The sequence below is a fragment of the Rhizobium sp. BK008 genome (assembly GCF_014197345.1).
GTDB lineage: Bacteria > Pseudomonadota > Alphaproteobacteria > Rhizobiales > Rhizobiaceae > Rhizobium > Rhizobium anhuiense.
In genome coordinates this window covers 91,522-106,959 of record NZ_JACIFK010000002.1, presented here as the reverse complement: position 1 = coordinate 106,959, position 15,438 = coordinate 91,522, and the positions used below count along the sequence as shown (strand labels likewise).

13 protein-coding genes are annotated in these 15,438 nt (G+C 62.2%); 5 read left to right on the top strand and 8 right to left on the bottom strand.

Features of this window, described 5'->3' with window-relative positions; translation table 11 throughout:
• Positions 1–130: 130 nt before the first annotated feature.
• Positions 131–1,048 carry a helix-turn-helix domain-containing protein gene (locus tag FHT69_RS12010; protein ID WP_028757494.1) on the bottom strand — a complete coding sequence of 306 codons (918 nt, stop codon included), beginning with the start codon at positions 1,046–1,048 and terminating at the stop codon, positions 131–133.
• 86 nt (positions 1,049–1,134) lie between these two features.
• On the opposite strand from FHT69_RS12010, the gene FHT69_RS12005 reads away from it, so the two are divergent.
• The 5 genes from FHT69_RS12005 (at position 1,135) to FHT69_RS11985 (ending at position 7,329) form a co-directional block, all read left to right on the top strand.
• Positions 1,135–2,409 carry an extracellular solute-binding protein gene (locus tag FHT69_RS12005; RefSeq protein ID WP_047614940.1) on the top strand — a complete coding sequence of 425 codons (1,275 nt, stop codon included), beginning with the start codon at positions 1,135–1,137 and terminating at the stop codon, positions 2,407–2,409.
• An 83-nt stretch (positions 2,410–2,492) separates the two neighbouring features.
• Positions 2,493–3,353 carry a carbohydrate ABC transporter permease gene (locus FHT69_RS12000; protein ID WP_028757496.1) on the top strand — a complete coding sequence of 287 codons (861 nt, stop codon included), beginning with the start codon at positions 2,493–2,495 and terminating at the stop codon, positions 3,351–3,353.
• Positions 3,350–4,186, top strand: a complete 837-nt coding sequence (locus tag FHT69_RS11995) for a carbohydrate ABC transporter permease (RefSeq protein ID WP_063476083.1) — start codon at positions 3,350–3,352, stop codon at positions 4,184–4,186. The genes FHT69_RS12000 and FHT69_RS11995 overlap by 4 nt, the downstream gene beginning before the upstream one ends.
• 20 nt (positions 4,187–4,206) lie before the next feature.
• Entirely contained in the window at positions 4,207–5,289 is a 1,083-nt protein-coding gene (locus FHT69_RS11990; RefSeq protein WP_047613076.1) for an ABC transporter ATP-binding protein, read from the top strand.
• A gap of 36 nt (positions 5,290–5,325) precedes the next feature.
• Positions 5,326–7,329, top strand: a complete 2,004-nt coding sequence (locus tag FHT69_RS11985; RefSeq protein ID WP_063476084.1) for an aldo/keto reductase — start codon at positions 5,326–5,328, stop codon at positions 7,327–7,329.
• A gap of 41 nt (positions 7,330–7,370) precedes the next feature.
• Here the strand turns inward: FHT69_RS11985 and cydX are convergent, their stop codons facing one another.
• The 7 genes from cydX to FHT69_RS11950 form a co-directional block, all read right to left on the bottom strand.
• Positions 7,371–7,493: a cytochrome bd-I oxidase subunit CydX gene (gene cydX / locus FHT69_RS11980; RefSeq protein ID WP_047613080.1), complete on the bottom strand. Its 123-nt coding sequence runs from the start codon at positions 7,491–7,493 to the stop codon at positions 7,371–7,373.
• Between the two features lie 98 nt (positions 7,494–7,591).
• Positions 7,592–8,746 carry a cytochrome d ubiquinol oxidase subunit II gene (gene cydB / locus FHT69_RS11975; RefSeq protein ID WP_063476085.1) on the bottom strand — a complete coding sequence of 385 codons (1,155 nt, stop codon included), beginning with the start codon at positions 8,744–8,746 and terminating at the stop codon, positions 7,592–7,594.
• Between the two features lie 5 nt (positions 8,747–8,751).
• The gene (locus tag FHT69_RS11970; RefSeq protein ID WP_047613082.1) at positions 8,752–10,332 is read right to left on the bottom strand and encodes a cytochrome ubiquinol oxidase subunit I; all 1,581 of its coding nucleotides are present in this window, start codon (positions 10,330–10,332) and stop codon (positions 8,752–8,754) included.
• Positions 10,333–10,404: 72 nt separating this feature from the next.
• The gene (locus tag FHT69_RS11965; RefSeq protein ID WP_063476086.1) at positions 10,405–12,093 is read right to left on the bottom strand and encodes an amino acid ABC transporter ATP-binding/permease protein; all 1,689 of its coding nucleotides are present in this window, start codon (positions 12,091–12,093) and stop codon (positions 10,405–10,407) included.
• The gene (gene cydD / locus FHT69_RS11960) at positions 12,090–13,835 is read right to left on the bottom strand and encodes a thiol reductant ABC exporter subunit CydD (protein WP_063476087.1); all 1,746 of its coding nucleotides are present in this window, start codon (positions 13,833–13,835) and stop codon (positions 12,090–12,092) included. Before cydD ends, FHT69_RS11965 begins: the two co-directional genes overlap by 4 nt.
• Positions 13,836–13,839: 4 nt before the next feature.
• Positions 13,840–14,418, bottom strand: coding sequence for a GbsR/MarR family transcriptional regulator (locus tag FHT69_RS11955; protein WP_047613087.1), 579 nt, complete (start codon positions 14,416–14,418; stop codon positions 13,840–13,842).
• Between the two features lie 286 nt (positions 14,419–14,704).
• A complete protein-coding gene (locus FHT69_RS11950) occupies positions 14,705–15,304 on the bottom strand; it encodes a HupE/UreJ family protein (protein WP_063476088.1) in 600 nt (199 codons plus the stop codon).
• Positions 15,305–15,438 lie beyond the last annotated feature (134 nt).

The window sequence follows — 15,438 nt, the reverse complement described above, 5'->3', positions numbered from 1 at the left end:
CAATAGTGCATGCACTTGCACAGAAAATGTGCGTATTCTGCCGCCAGCTTAGGCGCTGGTTCTTTTTTGCCCAGCGGAAAACAAGGCCCCAGGCAGAACGCACAGAACGCCGAATTGCGGCTGCCCTGAGTTAGTTCCGGAAAGCGCCGGCCGGGACCGTCGTCACCAGCCGGATGTCACGGCGGAAGTCCGACGGCGACATGCCGGCGATGTGGCGGAAGGATTTGTTGAAGGCGCTGATCGAGCCGAAGCCGCTGTCCATCGCCACCTGCAGCACGTTGGCGCCCTCGCTCATCAGCATCGCCTGAGCGCGCGACAGCCGCAGCAGCGTCACGTATTTGCTGAGCGTCATGCCAGTCGATCGCTTGAACAGGTTCATCGCATATTTCGGATGCAGATCGGCGGCGCGGGCGATATCGACCGAATCGATGTCCTGCAGGAAATTGGCGGCGATGAAATCGCACATGCGCGCGACGCTGCGCGAGGAATGCGGATACGGGTGATCGCCGTCGAGATTGATGGCCGCCTGCGACGTCATCGAATAGGGTTCGAGCGCGATCCGCTCGATGCGCAGCAGCAGCTCGTCGACGGCGTGCTGGGCCTTGGCGGGATCGCCTGAGTTGGCATAGCGGAACCAGCGGGTGAAGTTCTCGCTGTCGGCGGCATCCGTTGCCGAAGTCAGCAGCGTCTCGCCCTTCATCAGTCGGCTGGAAACGCTGATCGGCAAGCGCAGCCGGAAGAAATAGACGAGCGGCAGATGGGCGCCGGCATAGAGCGAATCATCCGAAGATTCATCCATCTGATGCGGCTGACCACCCCAAAACAGGCACATTTCGCCGGCGTTCAGCCGGAATTCGTGGTCGCTCATCCGGTAGTGAACGGTTCCGCGCATCACGTAGTTGACCTCGACCTGCGCGTGCCAGTGCGGCATCGCCATAACAGGCGGATGGGCATGAAACATCTGCAGCGCTGTCGGCAAACCCTCGATGCTGCTCGCGCCGGGCTGGTAGATTGCACGTGTGCCGACCTTACTTTCCGCCAAATTCATGTTCCCTTTTTAGGAGACACCCGCTCCCTTACAGATAGTCTAACCGCGTTCGTGAAAGATCGGCAATTGAAAAGGGAGGATTTTCAATGCGCTTCAAACTTCTCGCTGCGACCGCAGCTGTTGCATTGCTTGCTTCCGGCTCCGCATTCGCGCAGTCGGCCAATCTCACCATCTGGAGCTGGAATGTCGCCGCATCGGCATTGAAGTCCACGCTTCCAGGCTTCAACAAGCAGTTTCCCGATATCAAAATCACCGTTGAGGACCTCGGCAACAGCCAGGTCTTCGACAAGACGCTCGCTGCCTGCGCCGCCGGCGGCGACGGCTTGCCTGACATCGTCAGCATCGAGAATTTCGAGGCTGAAATCTTCTGGAGCCGATTCCCGGATTGTTTTGCCAATCTGAAAGAGCTCGGCTATACGCCCGAGATCCAGGCAAAATTCCCTGACTTCAAGCGCACTGAGCTCGAGGTCGGCGATGTCGCTTACGCCATGCCGTGGGATTCCGGCCCTGTCGCCGTCTTCTACCGCCGCGACCTCTACGAAAAGGCCGGCGTCGATCCGAGCACCATCAGCACCTGGGACGATTTCATTGCCGCCGGCAAGAAGATTTCCGCCGCCAATCCCGGCGTGGTCATGGCGCAGGCAGACTTCAATGGCGACAGCGAATGGTTCCGCATGATCGCCAATGAACAGGGCTGCGGCTATTACTCGACCGACGGCCAGAACATCACCATCAACCAGCCGGCCTGCGTCGCTTCGCTGCAAAAAGTGAAGGAAATGAAGGACGCCGGCACGCTGACGGCGGCCAACTGGGACGAAAAGATCCAGGCCAATACCGCCGGCAAGGCCGCAAGCCAGTTGTATGGCGGTTGGTATGAGGGCACCGTGCGCTCGACCTCTCCCGATCTCAAGGGCAAGTGGGGCGTCTACAGAATGCCGAGCCTGACGGCTGATGGCCCGCATGCGGCCAATCTCGGCGGTTCGTCGCTCGCCATTTCGGCGACGTCCGCAAATAAGGAAGCCGCCTGGAAATTCGTCAACTACGCCCTCGGCACGGATGAGGGTCAGATCACCATGCTGAAGGAGTTCGGTCTGGTTCCGTCGCTGCTTTCGGCCGAGAAGGATCCCTTCGTCAATGAGCCGCAACCCTATTGGGGCGGCCAGAAGGTCTGGGCTGATATCCTGGCGACACTGCCGAAGATCGTGCCGAGCCGCGGTACCGCCTTCCAAAGTGATGCCGAAGCCATCTTCAAGGCGACGCAGGCGAAGTTCTTTGCCGGCGGCTATCCCGATGCGAAGGCGGCTCTCGACGATGCCGCCAAGCAGATCGCTTCAGCGACCGGCCTTCCGATCGCGCAATGAATGACGATGCCGGTCGCTTGAGGCGCCCGGCTTTCCCCCGGCTTGCAAAGCGGCCGGTCATTCGTTCGTGAGGAGGAGGCTTGATGCCGTTCAGAACCCGGAGCGCCTATGCGTTCCTTGCCCCCTATCTGCTGGTCTTTGCCACCTTCTGGGTCTGGCCGATCATCAATTCGTTCCTGATTTCCTTTCAGAACACCCGCATCAACCCGTGGAAATACAGTTTCCAGGCCAATTGGGGCCGGCTCTTCTACGACCCGGCCTTCTACAATGCTCTTTACAACACGCTGATCATCCTGCTGATTCAGGTGCCGGTGATGATCGCGCTTGCGACGGTCATGGCCGTAATGCTCAATTCGCCGCTGCTGAAAGCGCGGCCGCTTTTCCGCTTCGCCTTCTTTGCGCCTGTCGTCGTCGGCGAGGTCGCCTATGCTGCCGTCTTCCGGCTGATGTTCAGCCTCGATTTCGGGATCATCAACAAGCTGATTTCCGCCGTTGGTCTCAGCCCGGTCTCCTGGTTCGACAACGCGAATGCCGCCATGGCGCTGATCATCCTCGCCGTCACATGGCGCTGGGCGGGCTACAACGCCATCATCATTCTCGCCGGGCTGCAGTCGATTCCCGACGATGTCTACGAGGCGGCGACACTCGACCGGGTGAGCAAGATCCAGCAATTCTTTCATATCACCCTGCCACTTCTGAAGCCGATCATCCTCTTCTGCGTGGTTCTTTCGGTGATCGGCACCATGCAGCTCTTCACCGAGCCCTTCCTGATCACCAACCGCGGCGGTCCCGGCGGCGGCACCGAGACCCTCGGCCTGCTGCTCTACCGCCAGGGCTTCACTTCGCTGAACTTCGGCTATGCCTCGGCGATCGCCTATACGATGGCTGCCCTTGCCGTGGCGATCTCGCTTCTCAATCTCTGGGTCGGGAGGGATCCGAAATGAAGTCCAAATCGCAATCCCTTCTGCTGCGCCAGATCGCGTTGCATGCCGCACTGGCGCCGCTGGCTATAATCTGGCTGTTTCCGCTCTGGATGATGTTCGTCTTCTCGACCATGCCCGACAACGGCATCTTCAGCCCTGATATCGTGCTCTGGCCATCGACCAATTTCGTCGAGAATTTCAAGAACCTGCAGGCCGATACCGATTTCATCGGCGCCATGGTGATCTCCGTCGGCGTCGCGCTCATCTATACCGTCCTGTCGGTACTGCTGACCTCGATGGCGGGCTGGGCGCTGGCGCGTTACCGTTTCGTCGGCCGCTCCATCGTCATCGCCATCATCCTCGGCACGATCACGCTGCCGTTTTCGGTGGTCGTCATCCCGCAATTCATCATGGTGGCACGCGAATTCAAGCTGGCAAACACCTGGGTGGCGCTGATTGTGCCACCGTTGTTCAATTCGCTCGGCGTGCTGTTCATGCGGCAATCCTTCTCGATGATGCCGGGCGAACTCTTTGATGCGGCCCGGGTCGAAGGCGTCAAGGAATGGCAGATCTTCCTGCGCATCGCGCTGCCGCTGGCGCGTCCGACCATGGCCGCACTGGCGATCATCCTGTTCCTGGCCTCGTGGAACAACTACCTCTGGCCGCTTCTGATCAATTCCAAACCGGGAATGATGACGGCGCCGGTGGCATTGGGAACGCTGATCGGCCTCACCAAGGTCTCTTGGGGCGGCATCATGGCCGGCGCGGTGCTGCTGACGGCGCCGATCCTCGTCGTCTTCGTGGCTCTCCAGCGCCATTTCATCGCCGGCATCGCGGCCGGCGCAATCAAATAATCGAACAATAGGGAGGCCGCATGGCAGAGCTTTCACTCAGCAACATCGTCAAGCGCTTCGGCGGCTTTGAGATCATCCACGGCGCCAATCTGGAGGTGAAGGACGGCGAATTCGTCGTCTTCGTCGGCCCCTCCGGCTGCGGCAAGTCCACGCTGCTCAGGATGATCGCCGGCCTCGAGGACATCACCTCGGGCGAGCTTCAGATCGGCGGCAGGGTCGTCAATGATGTCGAGCCGGCCGATCGCGGCATCGCCATGGTGTTCCAGTCCTATGCGCTCTATCCGCACCTGACCGTCGAGGAAAATCTGAGCTTCGGCCTGCGCATGAACGGCAATCCGAAAGCCGACACTGAACGGCGCGTGCGCCATGTCGCCGAGATCCTGCAGATCACCGAGTTGATGAAGCGGCGGCCGAAGCAGCTTTCCGGCGGTCAGCGCCAGCGCGTCGCCATCGGCCGCGCCATCGTCCGCGAACCCCAGGTCTTCCTGTTCGACGAACCCTTGTCGAACCTCGATGCGGAACTGCGCGTGCAGATGCGCGTCGAAATCTCCCGGCTGCACAAGCAACTGGGCACGACGATGATTTATGTCACCCACGACCAGACCGAGGCGATGACGCTCGCCGACAGGATCGTCGTGTTGCGCGCCGGCAATATCGAGCAGATCGGCGCGCCGCTCGACCTTTACGACGACCCCGCCAACCAGTTCGTCGCCGGTTTCGTCGGCTCGCCAAAGATGAATTTTCTGAAGGCCGTGGTGATCGAGACGCAGCCGGGCAGGGCGGTGATCGCGCTGGAAAGTGATACCAATACACGGCTGTCGCTGCCCGTCGCCGATCCGATCGAAGCCGGCGCGAAGGTGACGCTCGGCATTCGTCCCGAACATTTCGTCGATGCGGGCATGGGCGATGCCGACCTCACCGTCACCATCGACGTCGCCGAACACCTCGGCAATACCAGCTACATCTACGCCACCATCGGCCCCGAGCAACTGATCATCGAGCGGCCGGAATCCCGCGTCGCCGGCAATCGCGAGACGCTGACGGTCGGCCTTCCCGCCAACCGCACATTCCTTTTCGACGGCGCCGGCAGGCGGCTTCGCTAACCTATCCCAAGACCGAAAGACGAAAGAGGATTTTCCATGAGTTCAGATCAACCGATCCGCTGGGGCATCATCGGCCCCGGCACCATCGCCCGCACCTTTGCCGACGGCGTCGCCCATTCTCGCACGGGAAAGCTGGTGGCGATCGCCACCCGCAATCCTGCAAAACCCGGCCTTGCCGAAAATTTCCCCGGCGCCCGCATCGTCAATGGCTACGAGGCGCTGCTTTCCGACCCTGAGGTTGATGCCGTCTATATCTCCGTGCCCCATACCGGCCATGCCGAATGGGCGATCAAGGCCGCCCGCGCCGGCAAGCACATCCTGGTGGAAAAGCCGATCGCGCTGTCGGCCTATGATGCCGAAGCCGTTTACTACGAGGCGAAAAAGGCCGGCGTCTTTGCCGGCGAGGCCTTCATGTACCGCGTGCATCCGCAGACGGAGAAGCTGGTCGAGCTCGTCAAAAGCGGCGTCATCGGCACGGTCCGCATCATCCGCTCGAGCTTCGGCTTCAACATGGGCAGCTTTAGGCCGGAACACCGGCTTTTCGCCAATGATACCGCCGGCGGCGGCATTCTCGATGTCGGCGGTTATCCGGTTTCGATGGCCCGGCTGATTGCCGGCGCGGCGCAGGGCAAGGCCTTCCTCGAACCGGAGAAGATCTCGGGCGTCGCCCATCTCGGAGAGAGCGGCGTCGATGAATGGGCCTCTGCCGTGCTGAAGTTCCCGAACGAGATCATCGCCGAAGTCTCCTGCTCGATCATGGCGAATCAGGACAATGTGCTGCGCATCATCGGCTCGGAAGGCCGGATCGAGGTCCAGGATTTCTGGTTCGCCTCCGGCCACAAGGGCGGCGTCGGCAAGATCGAGATCTTCAAGGGCGGCAGCCGGGAAACCGTCGAGCTCAGGGAAGACCGCTGGCTTTACTCCTTCGAGGCCGATGCGGCGGGTGACGCCATCCGCGCCGGTAAGACGGAATTCAGCTCTCCCGGCATGAGCTGGGCGGATTCGATCGGAAACCTGCGCGTGCTCGACCAATGGCGTGCCTCGGTCGGTCTGGAATACGGCGTTGAGAAAGCCAGTAAGCGCACGGCAAACATTGCCGGCGGCACGGTCGCGCGTGGCAACAGCATTCCGCAGCGTCAGATCCCCGGCATTTCCAAGCCGGCCTCGGTCGTCACGCTCGGCTTCGAGTTCTTCCCGAACTTCGCCTCTGCCTCGCTGACGCTCGACGCCTTCTACGAAGCCGGCGGCAATGCCTTCGACACGGCCTATGTCTATGGCGGCGGCAAGACGGAAGCGATCTTCGGCGACTGGCACACGAGCCGAAAGGTGCCGCGCGAAGAGATCGTGCTGATCGGCAAGGGTGCGCATTCGCCGCTCTGCTATCCCGATATGATCGCAAAGCAGCTCGACCAGTCGCTTTCCCGGCTGAAGACCGATTATGTCGACATCTATTTCATGCATCGCGACAACACCGACGTGCCCGTCAGCGAGTTCGTCGATGCCATGGATGCTGAGGTCAAGCGTGGCCGCATTCGCGGCATCTTCGGTGGCTCGAACTGGACAAGGGCGCGTTTCGACGAGGCGATCGCCTATGCCGAAAAGACCGGCAAGGCGGCGCCGGCAGCACTCTCCAACAACTTCTCGCTCGCCGAGATGCTCGATCCGATCTGGGCCGGTTGCGTCGCCGCTTCCGACGACGACTGGAAGAAGTGGCTGAACGAGAAGCAGATCCCGAACTTTGCCTGGTCGAGCCAGGGCCGCGGCTTCTTCACCGACCGTGCCGGCCGCGACAAGCGAGACGATGAGGAGATCGTGCGGGTCTGGTATTCCGAGCGCAACTTCGGACGCCGCGACCGCGCCATCGAGCTGGCCAACAAGCTCGGCCGCAATCCGATCCATATCGCGCTCGCCTATGTGATCGCCCAGCCTTTCCCGGTCATTCCGCTGATCGGGCCGCGCACCGTCGCCGAGCTGGAAGACAGTCTCTCGGCGCTCGACATCAAGCTGACGCCCGATCAGGTGAAGTGGCTGGAAGGCTGACCAATAGGAAAGGGCGCGGTTCACGTCGCGCCCTTTCCATTCTACTTGCGTGACTCGGAAGCCCTCTTCCGGGCGGCATCGTCCATCAGCTCATACCACATGGCGTTGAGGACGGCGAAGGCGGCGGCCAGCGGCAGGCCGAGCATCCATGCAAAATACCACATCGTTTCGTCTCCTTCAGAGCAATTCCAGGCAAAGCGTGAAGCGCTTTTGCCGGGAATTGCGTAAAAACAAAAGGTTAGAGCGGTTCTACTGAGCCGCTCTAGTAAGCGTGGCTATTTTTGTCGGTGATGGACTTCTCATCGACCTTGCCCCACAGAACCTTGTAGACCCAGGCCGTGTAGGCGAAGATGATCGGCAGGAAGATCACCGTCACCACCAGCATGATGAACAGCGTCATGTGGCTGGAGGATGCATCCCAGACCGTCAGGCTCGATCGCGGATCGAGTGAGGAGGGCAGGATGAACGGGAACATCGACAGGCCGACCGTGGAGATGATGCCAAGGATCGCCACCTTGCTGAACAGCAGCGTCATCACCTCGCGTTTTGCCCGCATGGCAATGAAGGCCAGTGCCGCGCCGACGAAGCCGAGCACGGGCGCGATGATCATCCACGCATGGGCAGCGTAGTTGGTCAGCCACGCGCCTTTCTCCAGCGCCACGGTCTTCAGCAGCGGGTTGGAGGGACCGATCGGGCTGATATCGCTGGTGATGCGATAGCCGCCGACACCGATCCACAGGAAGAGGCCGCCGAGTGCGAAAAGCACGATGACGGCAAGAGCGGCGATGCTGCCATAGCGTCTGGCACGTTCGGCCACCGGGCCGCTTGCTTTCAACACCAGCCATGCCGCTCCATGCATCGTCAACATGGCTAGGGAAAGCAGGCCGCAGAGCAGCGCATAGGGGTTGAGCAGGGCGAAGAACGAACCTTCGTAGAAGATCCGCATATCGTCGGCAAAGCGGAAGGGCACGCCCTGCAGCACATTGCCGACGGCAACGCCGAAGATCAGCGACGGCACGAAACCGCCGATGAAGAGCGCCCAGTCCCAGCCGCTCCGCCAAGTGGCGCTTTCCCGCTTCGACCGGTATTTAAAACCGACCGGGCGCAGGATGAGCGCGAAGAGGATCGCAAACATCGCCAGGTAAAAGCCCGAGAAGGAAACCGCATAGAGCGGCGGCCAGGCGGCGAAAATGGCGCCGCCGCCGAGGATCAGCCAGACCTGGTTGCCCTCCCAGGTGGCGCCGATGGTGTTGATCGCCACGCGCCGTTCCGTGTCGGTCCTGGCGACGAAAGGCAGAAGCGTGCCGGCGCCGAGGTCGAAGCCGCCCGTCGTTGCAAAGGCGATCAGCAATACGCCGAGCAGCAGCCACCAGATGAGACGCAGGCTTTCATAATCGATGAGTTCGTGAAGGATCATGACAGTCACTCCGCGGCCGGGACGAGGGTTTCGGAAATCAGAACGGCTTCCGGCTCGTCGTCCGGTTCCGGTCCTTGGCGAATCGCCTTGATCATCAGGCTCATCTCGATGACGATCAGCACCGTATAAAGTGCGCCAAAACCGATGATGGTCAGAAGCACCGTGCTGGCGCCGAGACTGGAGACGGCGGCAGCCGTCGGCAGAACGCCTTCGATCACCCAGGGCTGGCGGCCGAACTCGGCGACGACCCAGCCGAGTTCGATGGCGACCCAGGGCAGGGGGATCGCCAGCACGGCAATCTTCAGAAGGAGCGGATATTTGTCGAGATGGCGGCGCGCCGACAGCCAGAAGAAGGTGGCGGTCAGCAGGATGAAGAAGATGCCGAGGCCGACCATGATGCGGAACGACCAGAACAGCGTCGGCACGTGCGGGATCGTATCACGCGCGGCCTGGACGATCTGCTCGTCGGTCGCCTGGCGAGGATCGTCGACGTAGCGCTTCAGAAGAAGGGCATAACCGAGATCATGGCCGAGATCCTCGAAGGAGCTGCGCACTTCCTGCGCAACCTGATCCTGTGCCGGTGCCGAACGGATCTGCATCAGCGCGTCGTAAGCCTTGATGCCGTCGCGGATGCGGGTTTCGGCTTGCTGTTCGAGCTTGTCGATGCCGGGGATCTCGGTCGTCAGCGACCGTGTGCCGATGAGGCCCATGACCCAGGGAATATGCACGGCAAAATGCGTCTCGCGCGCCTCCTGATCGGGGAACCCGAAGGCGGTGAAGGCTGCCGGAGCGGGCTCCGTCTTCCACATGCCCTCGATCGCGGCGAGCTTCATCTTCTGGTTTTCGGTGGCGAGATACCCGCTCTCATCGCCGAGCACGACGACGGAAAGTGCCGAGGCGAGGCCGAAGGAGGCGGCCACCGTCATCGAGCGCTTGGCAAGCTCGATATGCCGGCCCTTCAACACATACCAGGCCGAGACGCCGAGCACGAAGATCGAGGCGCAGACGTAACCCGCCGACACCGTGTGGACGAATTTCGCCTGGGCCACCGGATTGAAGACCACGTCGAAAAAGCTGGTGATCTCCATACGCATCGTCTGCGGGTTGAGCGCCGATCCCACCGGGTTCTGCATCCAGCCATTGGCGATGAGGATCCAGAGTGCCGAAAAATTCGAGCCGAGCGCCACCGCCCAGGTGGCAACGAGATGCCCGACCTTCGACAGCTTGTCCCAGCCGAAGAAGAACAGCCCGACGAAGGTCGCCTCGAGGAAGAAGGCCATGAGGCCTTCGATCGCCAGCGGCGCCCCGAAGATGTCGCCGACATAATAGCTGTAATAGCTCCAGTTCATGCCGAACTGGAATTCCATGACGATGCCGGTAGCGACGCCGATCACGAAGTTGATGCCGAACAGCGTGCCCCAGAATTTCGTCATCTGTCGCCAGATCTGGCGACCGGTCATGACATAGACGGTTTCCATGATCGCCAGGAGCACGGACAGGCCGAGCGTCAAGGGCACAAACAGGAAGTGGTAAAGCGCCGTCAGCGCGAATTGGAAGCGCGATAGCGCGACGATATCTAGTTCCATTGTCTTTCTCCCACGGTCCCACGGGATACAAAGCGTTCCTCCGCGCCGGCCGGCGCGTGAGGGCATGTTTGCTCAATCCGGCCGAAGCCGGTTAAGCGCCTTTTCGAACGCCGCCTCTCCGCGGCGCGAAATCTCTGAGATGCGGCCGCCTTCGATGACGGCGATGCGGTCTGCGATATCAGCCTCGCGACGGATATGCGTGGCGATCACCAGCGACCGGCCTGCCGCCATGCTCGACAGCCGGCCGATCACGTCACGGGCGGTGGCGCCGTCGAGACCCTCTGTCGGTTCATCGAGCAGCCAGAGCGGCGTGTCGCGCAGGAAGAGCCGGGCAAGCGCCAGCCGGCGCGACTGGCCGCCGGAAAGACCGATCCCGCCTTCGCCGAGCGGCGTATCGATCCCCCGCGGCATGGCCTCGATATCGGCAAGCAGGCCGGCGGCGGCGAGCACCTCAAGAAGACGGCCCTCGCTGGCATCCGGGTTCGCAAGACAGAGGTTGCCGCGCAGGCTGTCCTCGAAGAGTTCCGTCCGTTGCGTCAGCAGGGTCGCCGTTGTCACGGCAACACTTCCCGTCCGGGCCGGCAACTCGCCGGAAAGGAGAGCAAGCAGGCTCGACTTGCCGGCGCCGCTGCTGCCGATGACGGCGAGACGTTCGCCCTGTTGAAGCGTGAGTTCGATACCCTCAAGCGCCGGCGCGGCGGAGTTTTCATGGAAGGCTGACACATCAGCCAGTGAGAAAGCATATCCCGGCAAAGGCGCTGCCAATGGTTCGGGTTCTGTCGCGGCGGCAAACCGCGGCGCGATCCGCGCTGCCGCGAGCAGCGTTCTGCCGAGTTCCAGGGCGCCGCGGCGTAGTGCTGCAAAGGGTTCGACCGCGGCAAAGGCGACGAGCAGGCCGAGCGCGGCGACGGGAGCGGTAATCACCTTGGCTTCCGCAAGCGCTGCGACGGCAAGCAGCGATGCCGTCAACAGCAGCGTCGAAACGAGGCCGAAGCCGAATGTCAGGCCGGTTTCGACACGGTTCAGCCGGTCGTCGGCGTGGGCGGCATAGCTGTCGGCTGCCATGATCGCATGTCTCTGCGCGGCAAGCCGACCAGCCATCAGGAGATCGGTCTGGCCGGCGACGAGATCGATCGTCCGCGACCGCAACCCCTCGATACCATGGGCGCGCCTGCGGGCATGTTTGCGCGCCCCCCGGCCGGCGATCAGAGGCAGGCCGAGCCCGGCGCCGGCGAGAAAAAGGCCGAAACACAGACCGAACACGGGATGCATCAGCCCCAGTGCGAGGCTTGCTGCCAGCGCTGCGCCGATCGCCACCGTAGCCGGCACGAGAATGCGCAAATAGAGGGAATCGAGTGCATCGATATCGGCCGTCAGCCGGAAGAGCAGCCTTGCGGGACGATAGAGCAGGGTGCGAGCCGCACTCGGTTCGGCAAAGCCGCGAAACAGCCTTTCGCGCAGGGCGGCGAGCACGCCGAGCGTTGCATCATGCGTCGCAAGCCTCTCGCCGTAGCGCGCGGCCGTCCGGACGATGGCGAGCAGGCGGATGCCGGCCGACGGCGCAAAGACGTCGAAGGTGATGGCGGCGGCGGAAAGACCGGCGAGCGAGGTGGCGGTGATGAACCAGCCGGACAGGCCGAGCAGGGCGATGCCGGCCGTCACCGTCGCCGCTGAAAGTGCTGCGCCCAGCAGCAGCGCACGCCGGCGTTCGGCAAAGAAGAGTCGCAGGAGCGGCTTGAGGTTTGTAGCAAATGTGCTCATTCGGCGGCCTCCCTCATGACGAGGTCAGTGTCGATGCGCATGATGCGATGCATGCGGGCGGCAAGCAGCGGATCGTGGGTCGCAACGATCAAGATACGGTCCCTGGCGAGCGAAAGTAGGCTCTCGGTCACCTCGGCGGCGGTGGCGGCGTCGAGATGCGCAGTCGGCTCGTCGGCAAGGATGATCCTAAGATGCGGATTGCAGGCGGCCCGCGCGATCGCCAGCCGCAGCGCCTCGCCGCCGGAAAGTCCGATTCCGCCCTCGCCGAGCGGCCGGCTGCCATAGGCCTCGGCAACCTTCCGCAGTCTCGCGGCATCGAGCGCATCCGTCAGATCGCCGCGCAGCATGCCGGGCCTGCCGAGCGCGATATTGCTAGCGATGGTACCGGCAAAAATATGCGGTCTCTGGCCGATCCACGCCATGCTGCCGCGCAGGACGGCGGCGGTATCGTCCGCAAGTTCGATGCCACCGATGACGATCCGGCCACCGGTGCAGGGCGCCAGTCCTGAAATCAACGAAAGAAGCGTCGACTTACCGGAACCGCTGGCGCCGAGAAGCGCCAGATGTTCGCCGGCTACGATATCGAGGTTGAAATCGTCGAGCACCAACGGTTCGTCGGCGGCGTAGCGAAAGGCGAGATTTTCAAGGTGGATATCAGGCGCTTTGGCGACGGCAGGTACCGCCGGCGCGACTTCGACTGCTCCTTGGATGGACAGGCCGTCGGCAGCGATGGCGTCCATGGCTTTCAGCGCCGCTTCGCCCGCCGCCCGATCGTGCCAGACGGCCGAAAGTTCACGCAACGGTTCGAAGAAGGCCGGCGCCAGCAGCAGGATGAACAATCCCTCCGTCAGGTCGAGCCGGCCTACCCAAGTGCCGAAGCGGATTTCGCCGAGCAGGCTGAAGCCGACGTAGACGGCTATCATCGCCACGCCGAGGGCTGCGAAAAGCTCAAGCACGGCCGAGGACAGAAAGGCGATCTTCAGAACCGCCATGGTGCGCACTCGCAGCGACTCCGCTTCCGAACGCAGCCGCAGGGCGGTTGCATCCACCGCGTCGAGCGCGCGGATCGTCGCCAGTCCACGCAGCCGATCGAGCAGGAAGCCGTTGAGGCCGCCGGTCGCAACCAGCTGTCTTTCGCTGGCCGCCTGGGCACGCCAGCCGATCAACGCCATGAAGATCGGGATCAGCGGCGCGGCGAACAGCAAAACCAGCGTGGCGATCCAGGAGACCGGAAGGATGAAGGCAAGGATGATGAGCGGCACGAGGCTCGCCTTCATGCGCGCCGGCTGAAAACGGGCGAGGTAAGGCACGATGAGTTCGGCCTGTTCGCCAAGCACACTTGCGGCTTTGCCGGAGGCCGGCCGGCTGCGATCGATCGGCGACGACATGGAAAGTGCCGCGGCGGCAATCTTCCGCCTGCGGCTGAGCTCGCCGCGCGCGGCATGAAAGGCCAGGCGGCCGCCGGCCGCGTCGAGACAGCTTCTTGCAAACCCGAGGACAAGGATGCCGAGGGCCGGCCATAGAACGTCATGCCATCCGCCGCCATCGGCGATGCGGCCGACCGAGACGGCCAGCAACCCGGCCTGCGGGATCCAGATGGCGGCGCCCAGCGCCTGCAGCATTGCCGCTCTGCGCAGCCCGCCTTTCGTACCGTTGGGACCTGTGACAGGCGAGACAGGATCGCCCTCCGGCATTGGCTCGGCCTCTTGTCTGTCCTTCGCGTCGAAGAAAGCAGTGCCCATGGCGCTAACTCTTGTTCGCAGGATTTGGCCGGCGGCTGCGGCCGAGCGAAACGACCCGGTCCTTGGCCTCCAGAAGCTTGGTCACTTTCGCACCCAGCGAGAGTAGCGTTGCGAGCCTTTCCGTTTCAAGTTGTTTTACGTCGTCATACCAATGCGTCAGCTGCTCGATCAGCGTGTGCATCTCGCTCATCCGCTGCTGCGCATGGCGCTCGGCGTCGCTCGCCGGCCGCTGCATCAGGATTTCGCGCAGAACAGACAGCGTCGGATCGACTTCCCGCTTCTTTCTCTCCTCGGCAAGCGTCCTCAATATGTGCCAGACATCATCTGGCGTCGTGAAGAAATCGCGGCGATCATCCGGCCTGTGTTTGAGAAGAACGAGGTTCCAGGCTTGCAGTTCGCGCAGGCTCATCGACACATTGGAGCGCGAGATACCGAGCGACTCGGCAATCTCCTCGGCGCAGAGCGGCGCCGGAGAAACGAAGAGCAGGGCGTAGATCTGGCCGACCGTGCGGTTGATTCCCCAGCGGGATCCCATTTCGCCGAAATGGAGAACAAAGGACTGGACGAGAGGCGGAAGGTTCATGGTCGTTTCCGTTGCGTCTGAGATTTCAGAAATTTCTGAAATTACTATACTGACTTTCGCGTCTCGCCGGCAATCGGCAAGGCGGCCCTGCGTCAATTTGGGTGTCCCGTCGTTGATCGTTGGCTATCTATAGCCGGGCGCAACGCCGCTGAATTTGACTTGGGTCAAATCCGGAGCCCTTTGCAGCGAGACGCAGAAACGCCCGGCGATGCGCTAGGCATGCCGGGCGTTCTGTCGGATTGAGATGTCTAGGACGCCGCCTCGTATCTGTTCAGAAATGCCAGGCTCAGATCAAGCCGGCCAGGATACCGACGCCCGATATGGCGGCAATGCCGCCTGCCGTACGCGTCACAAAAAGCCCCTGACGTTCACCGGCGCGGCCGATGAGGTAACCAAGCGTGAGGCCGGCGGCATGCAGCAGTGCGGTCGCGATCATGAAGCCGGCAGCATAGGCAGCACCGGCGGCATTTTCCGGCATTTCGGCACCATGTGCATGACCGTGGAAGATGGCGAAGAGGCCGATGATACCGAGTGTTGCGGCGAGCGGCGCCTTGACATTGAGCGCAACGATGGCGCCGAGGACGACGACGGAAAGCGCGATGCCGGTTTCAACGAAGGGAATATTGACGCCGGTCGCCCCGAGGACACCACCAACTGCCATCACCAAGACGAAGGTCGTCGGCACGAGCCAGGTGGCGCGGCCGCCCAGCTGAAATGCGAAAACACCGACCATCACCATGGCGAGGACATGATCGAGGCCAGAGATCGGATGGGCAAAGCCATGGCTGAAGCCGGCGGCTTCGCCGATGGCGGGATGGGCGTAGGCGGCGGCTGGAAGCGCTGCGGCAGCCAAGGCAAGCAGACCGCTCTTGAGTGCTGATTTCATGGCTCATTCCCTCATGAGTTTTCGAATATCCTGCGGCCGCCGAACACAGGTATGGTTCCAAGTCGCGTGCACCACGCTAGTTCAAAGAATTCCCGCCGTCAACGAAAATGCCGCGAAATAACAAGCCAATTCAA

Coding starts and splice junctions, on each gene's coding strand:
- FHT69_RS11965 (WP_063476086.1), bottom strand. CDS start 12,093: ATGAGCACATTTGCTACAAACCTCAAGCCGCTCCTGCGACTCTTCTTT.
- FHT69_RS11995 (WP_063476083.1), top strand. CDS start 3,350: ATGAAGTCCAAATCGCAATCCCTTCTGCTGCGCCAGATCGCGTTGCAT.
- cydX (WP_047613080.1), bottom strand. CDS start 7,493: ATGTGGTATTTTGCATGGATGCTCGGCCTGCCGCTGGCCGCCGCCTTC.
- FHT69_RS12005 (WP_047614940.1), top strand. CDS start 1,135: ATGCGCTTCAAACTTCTCGCTGCGACCGCAGCTGTTGCATTGCTTGCT.
- FHT69_RS11950 (WP_063476088.1), bottom strand. CDS start 15,304: ATGAAATCAGCACTCAAGAGCGGTCTGCTTGCCTTGGCTGCCGCAGCG.
- FHT69_RS11990 (WP_047613076.1), top strand. CDS start 4,207: ATGGCAGAGCTTTCACTCAGCAACATCGTCAAGCGCTTCGGCGGCTTT.
- cydB (WP_063476085.1), bottom strand. CDS start 8,746: ATGATCCTTCACGAACTCATCGATTATGAAAGCCTGCGTCTCATCTGG.
- FHT69_RS12010 (WP_028757494.1), bottom strand. CDS start 1,048: ATGAATTTGGCGGAAAGTAAGGTCGGCACACGTGCAATCTACCAGCCC.
- FHT69_RS11970 (WP_047613082.1), bottom strand. CDS start 10,332: ATGGAACTAGATATCGTCGCGCTATCGCGCTTCCAATTCGCGCTGACG.
- cydD (WP_063476087.1), bottom strand. CDS start 13,835: ATGGGCACTGCTTTCTTCGACGCGAAGGACAGACAAGAGGCCGAGCCA.
- FHT69_RS11955 (WP_047613087.1), bottom strand. CDS start 14,418: ATGAACCTTCCGCCTCTCGTCCAGTCCTTTGTTCTCCATTTCGGCGAA.
- FHT69_RS11985 (WP_063476084.1), top strand. CDS start 5,326: ATGAGTTCAGATCAACCGATCCGCTGGGGCATCATCGGCCCCGGCACC.
- FHT69_RS12000 (WP_028757496.1), top strand. CDS start 2,493: ATGCCGTTCAGAACCCGGAGCGCCTATGCGTTCCTTGCCCCCTATCTG.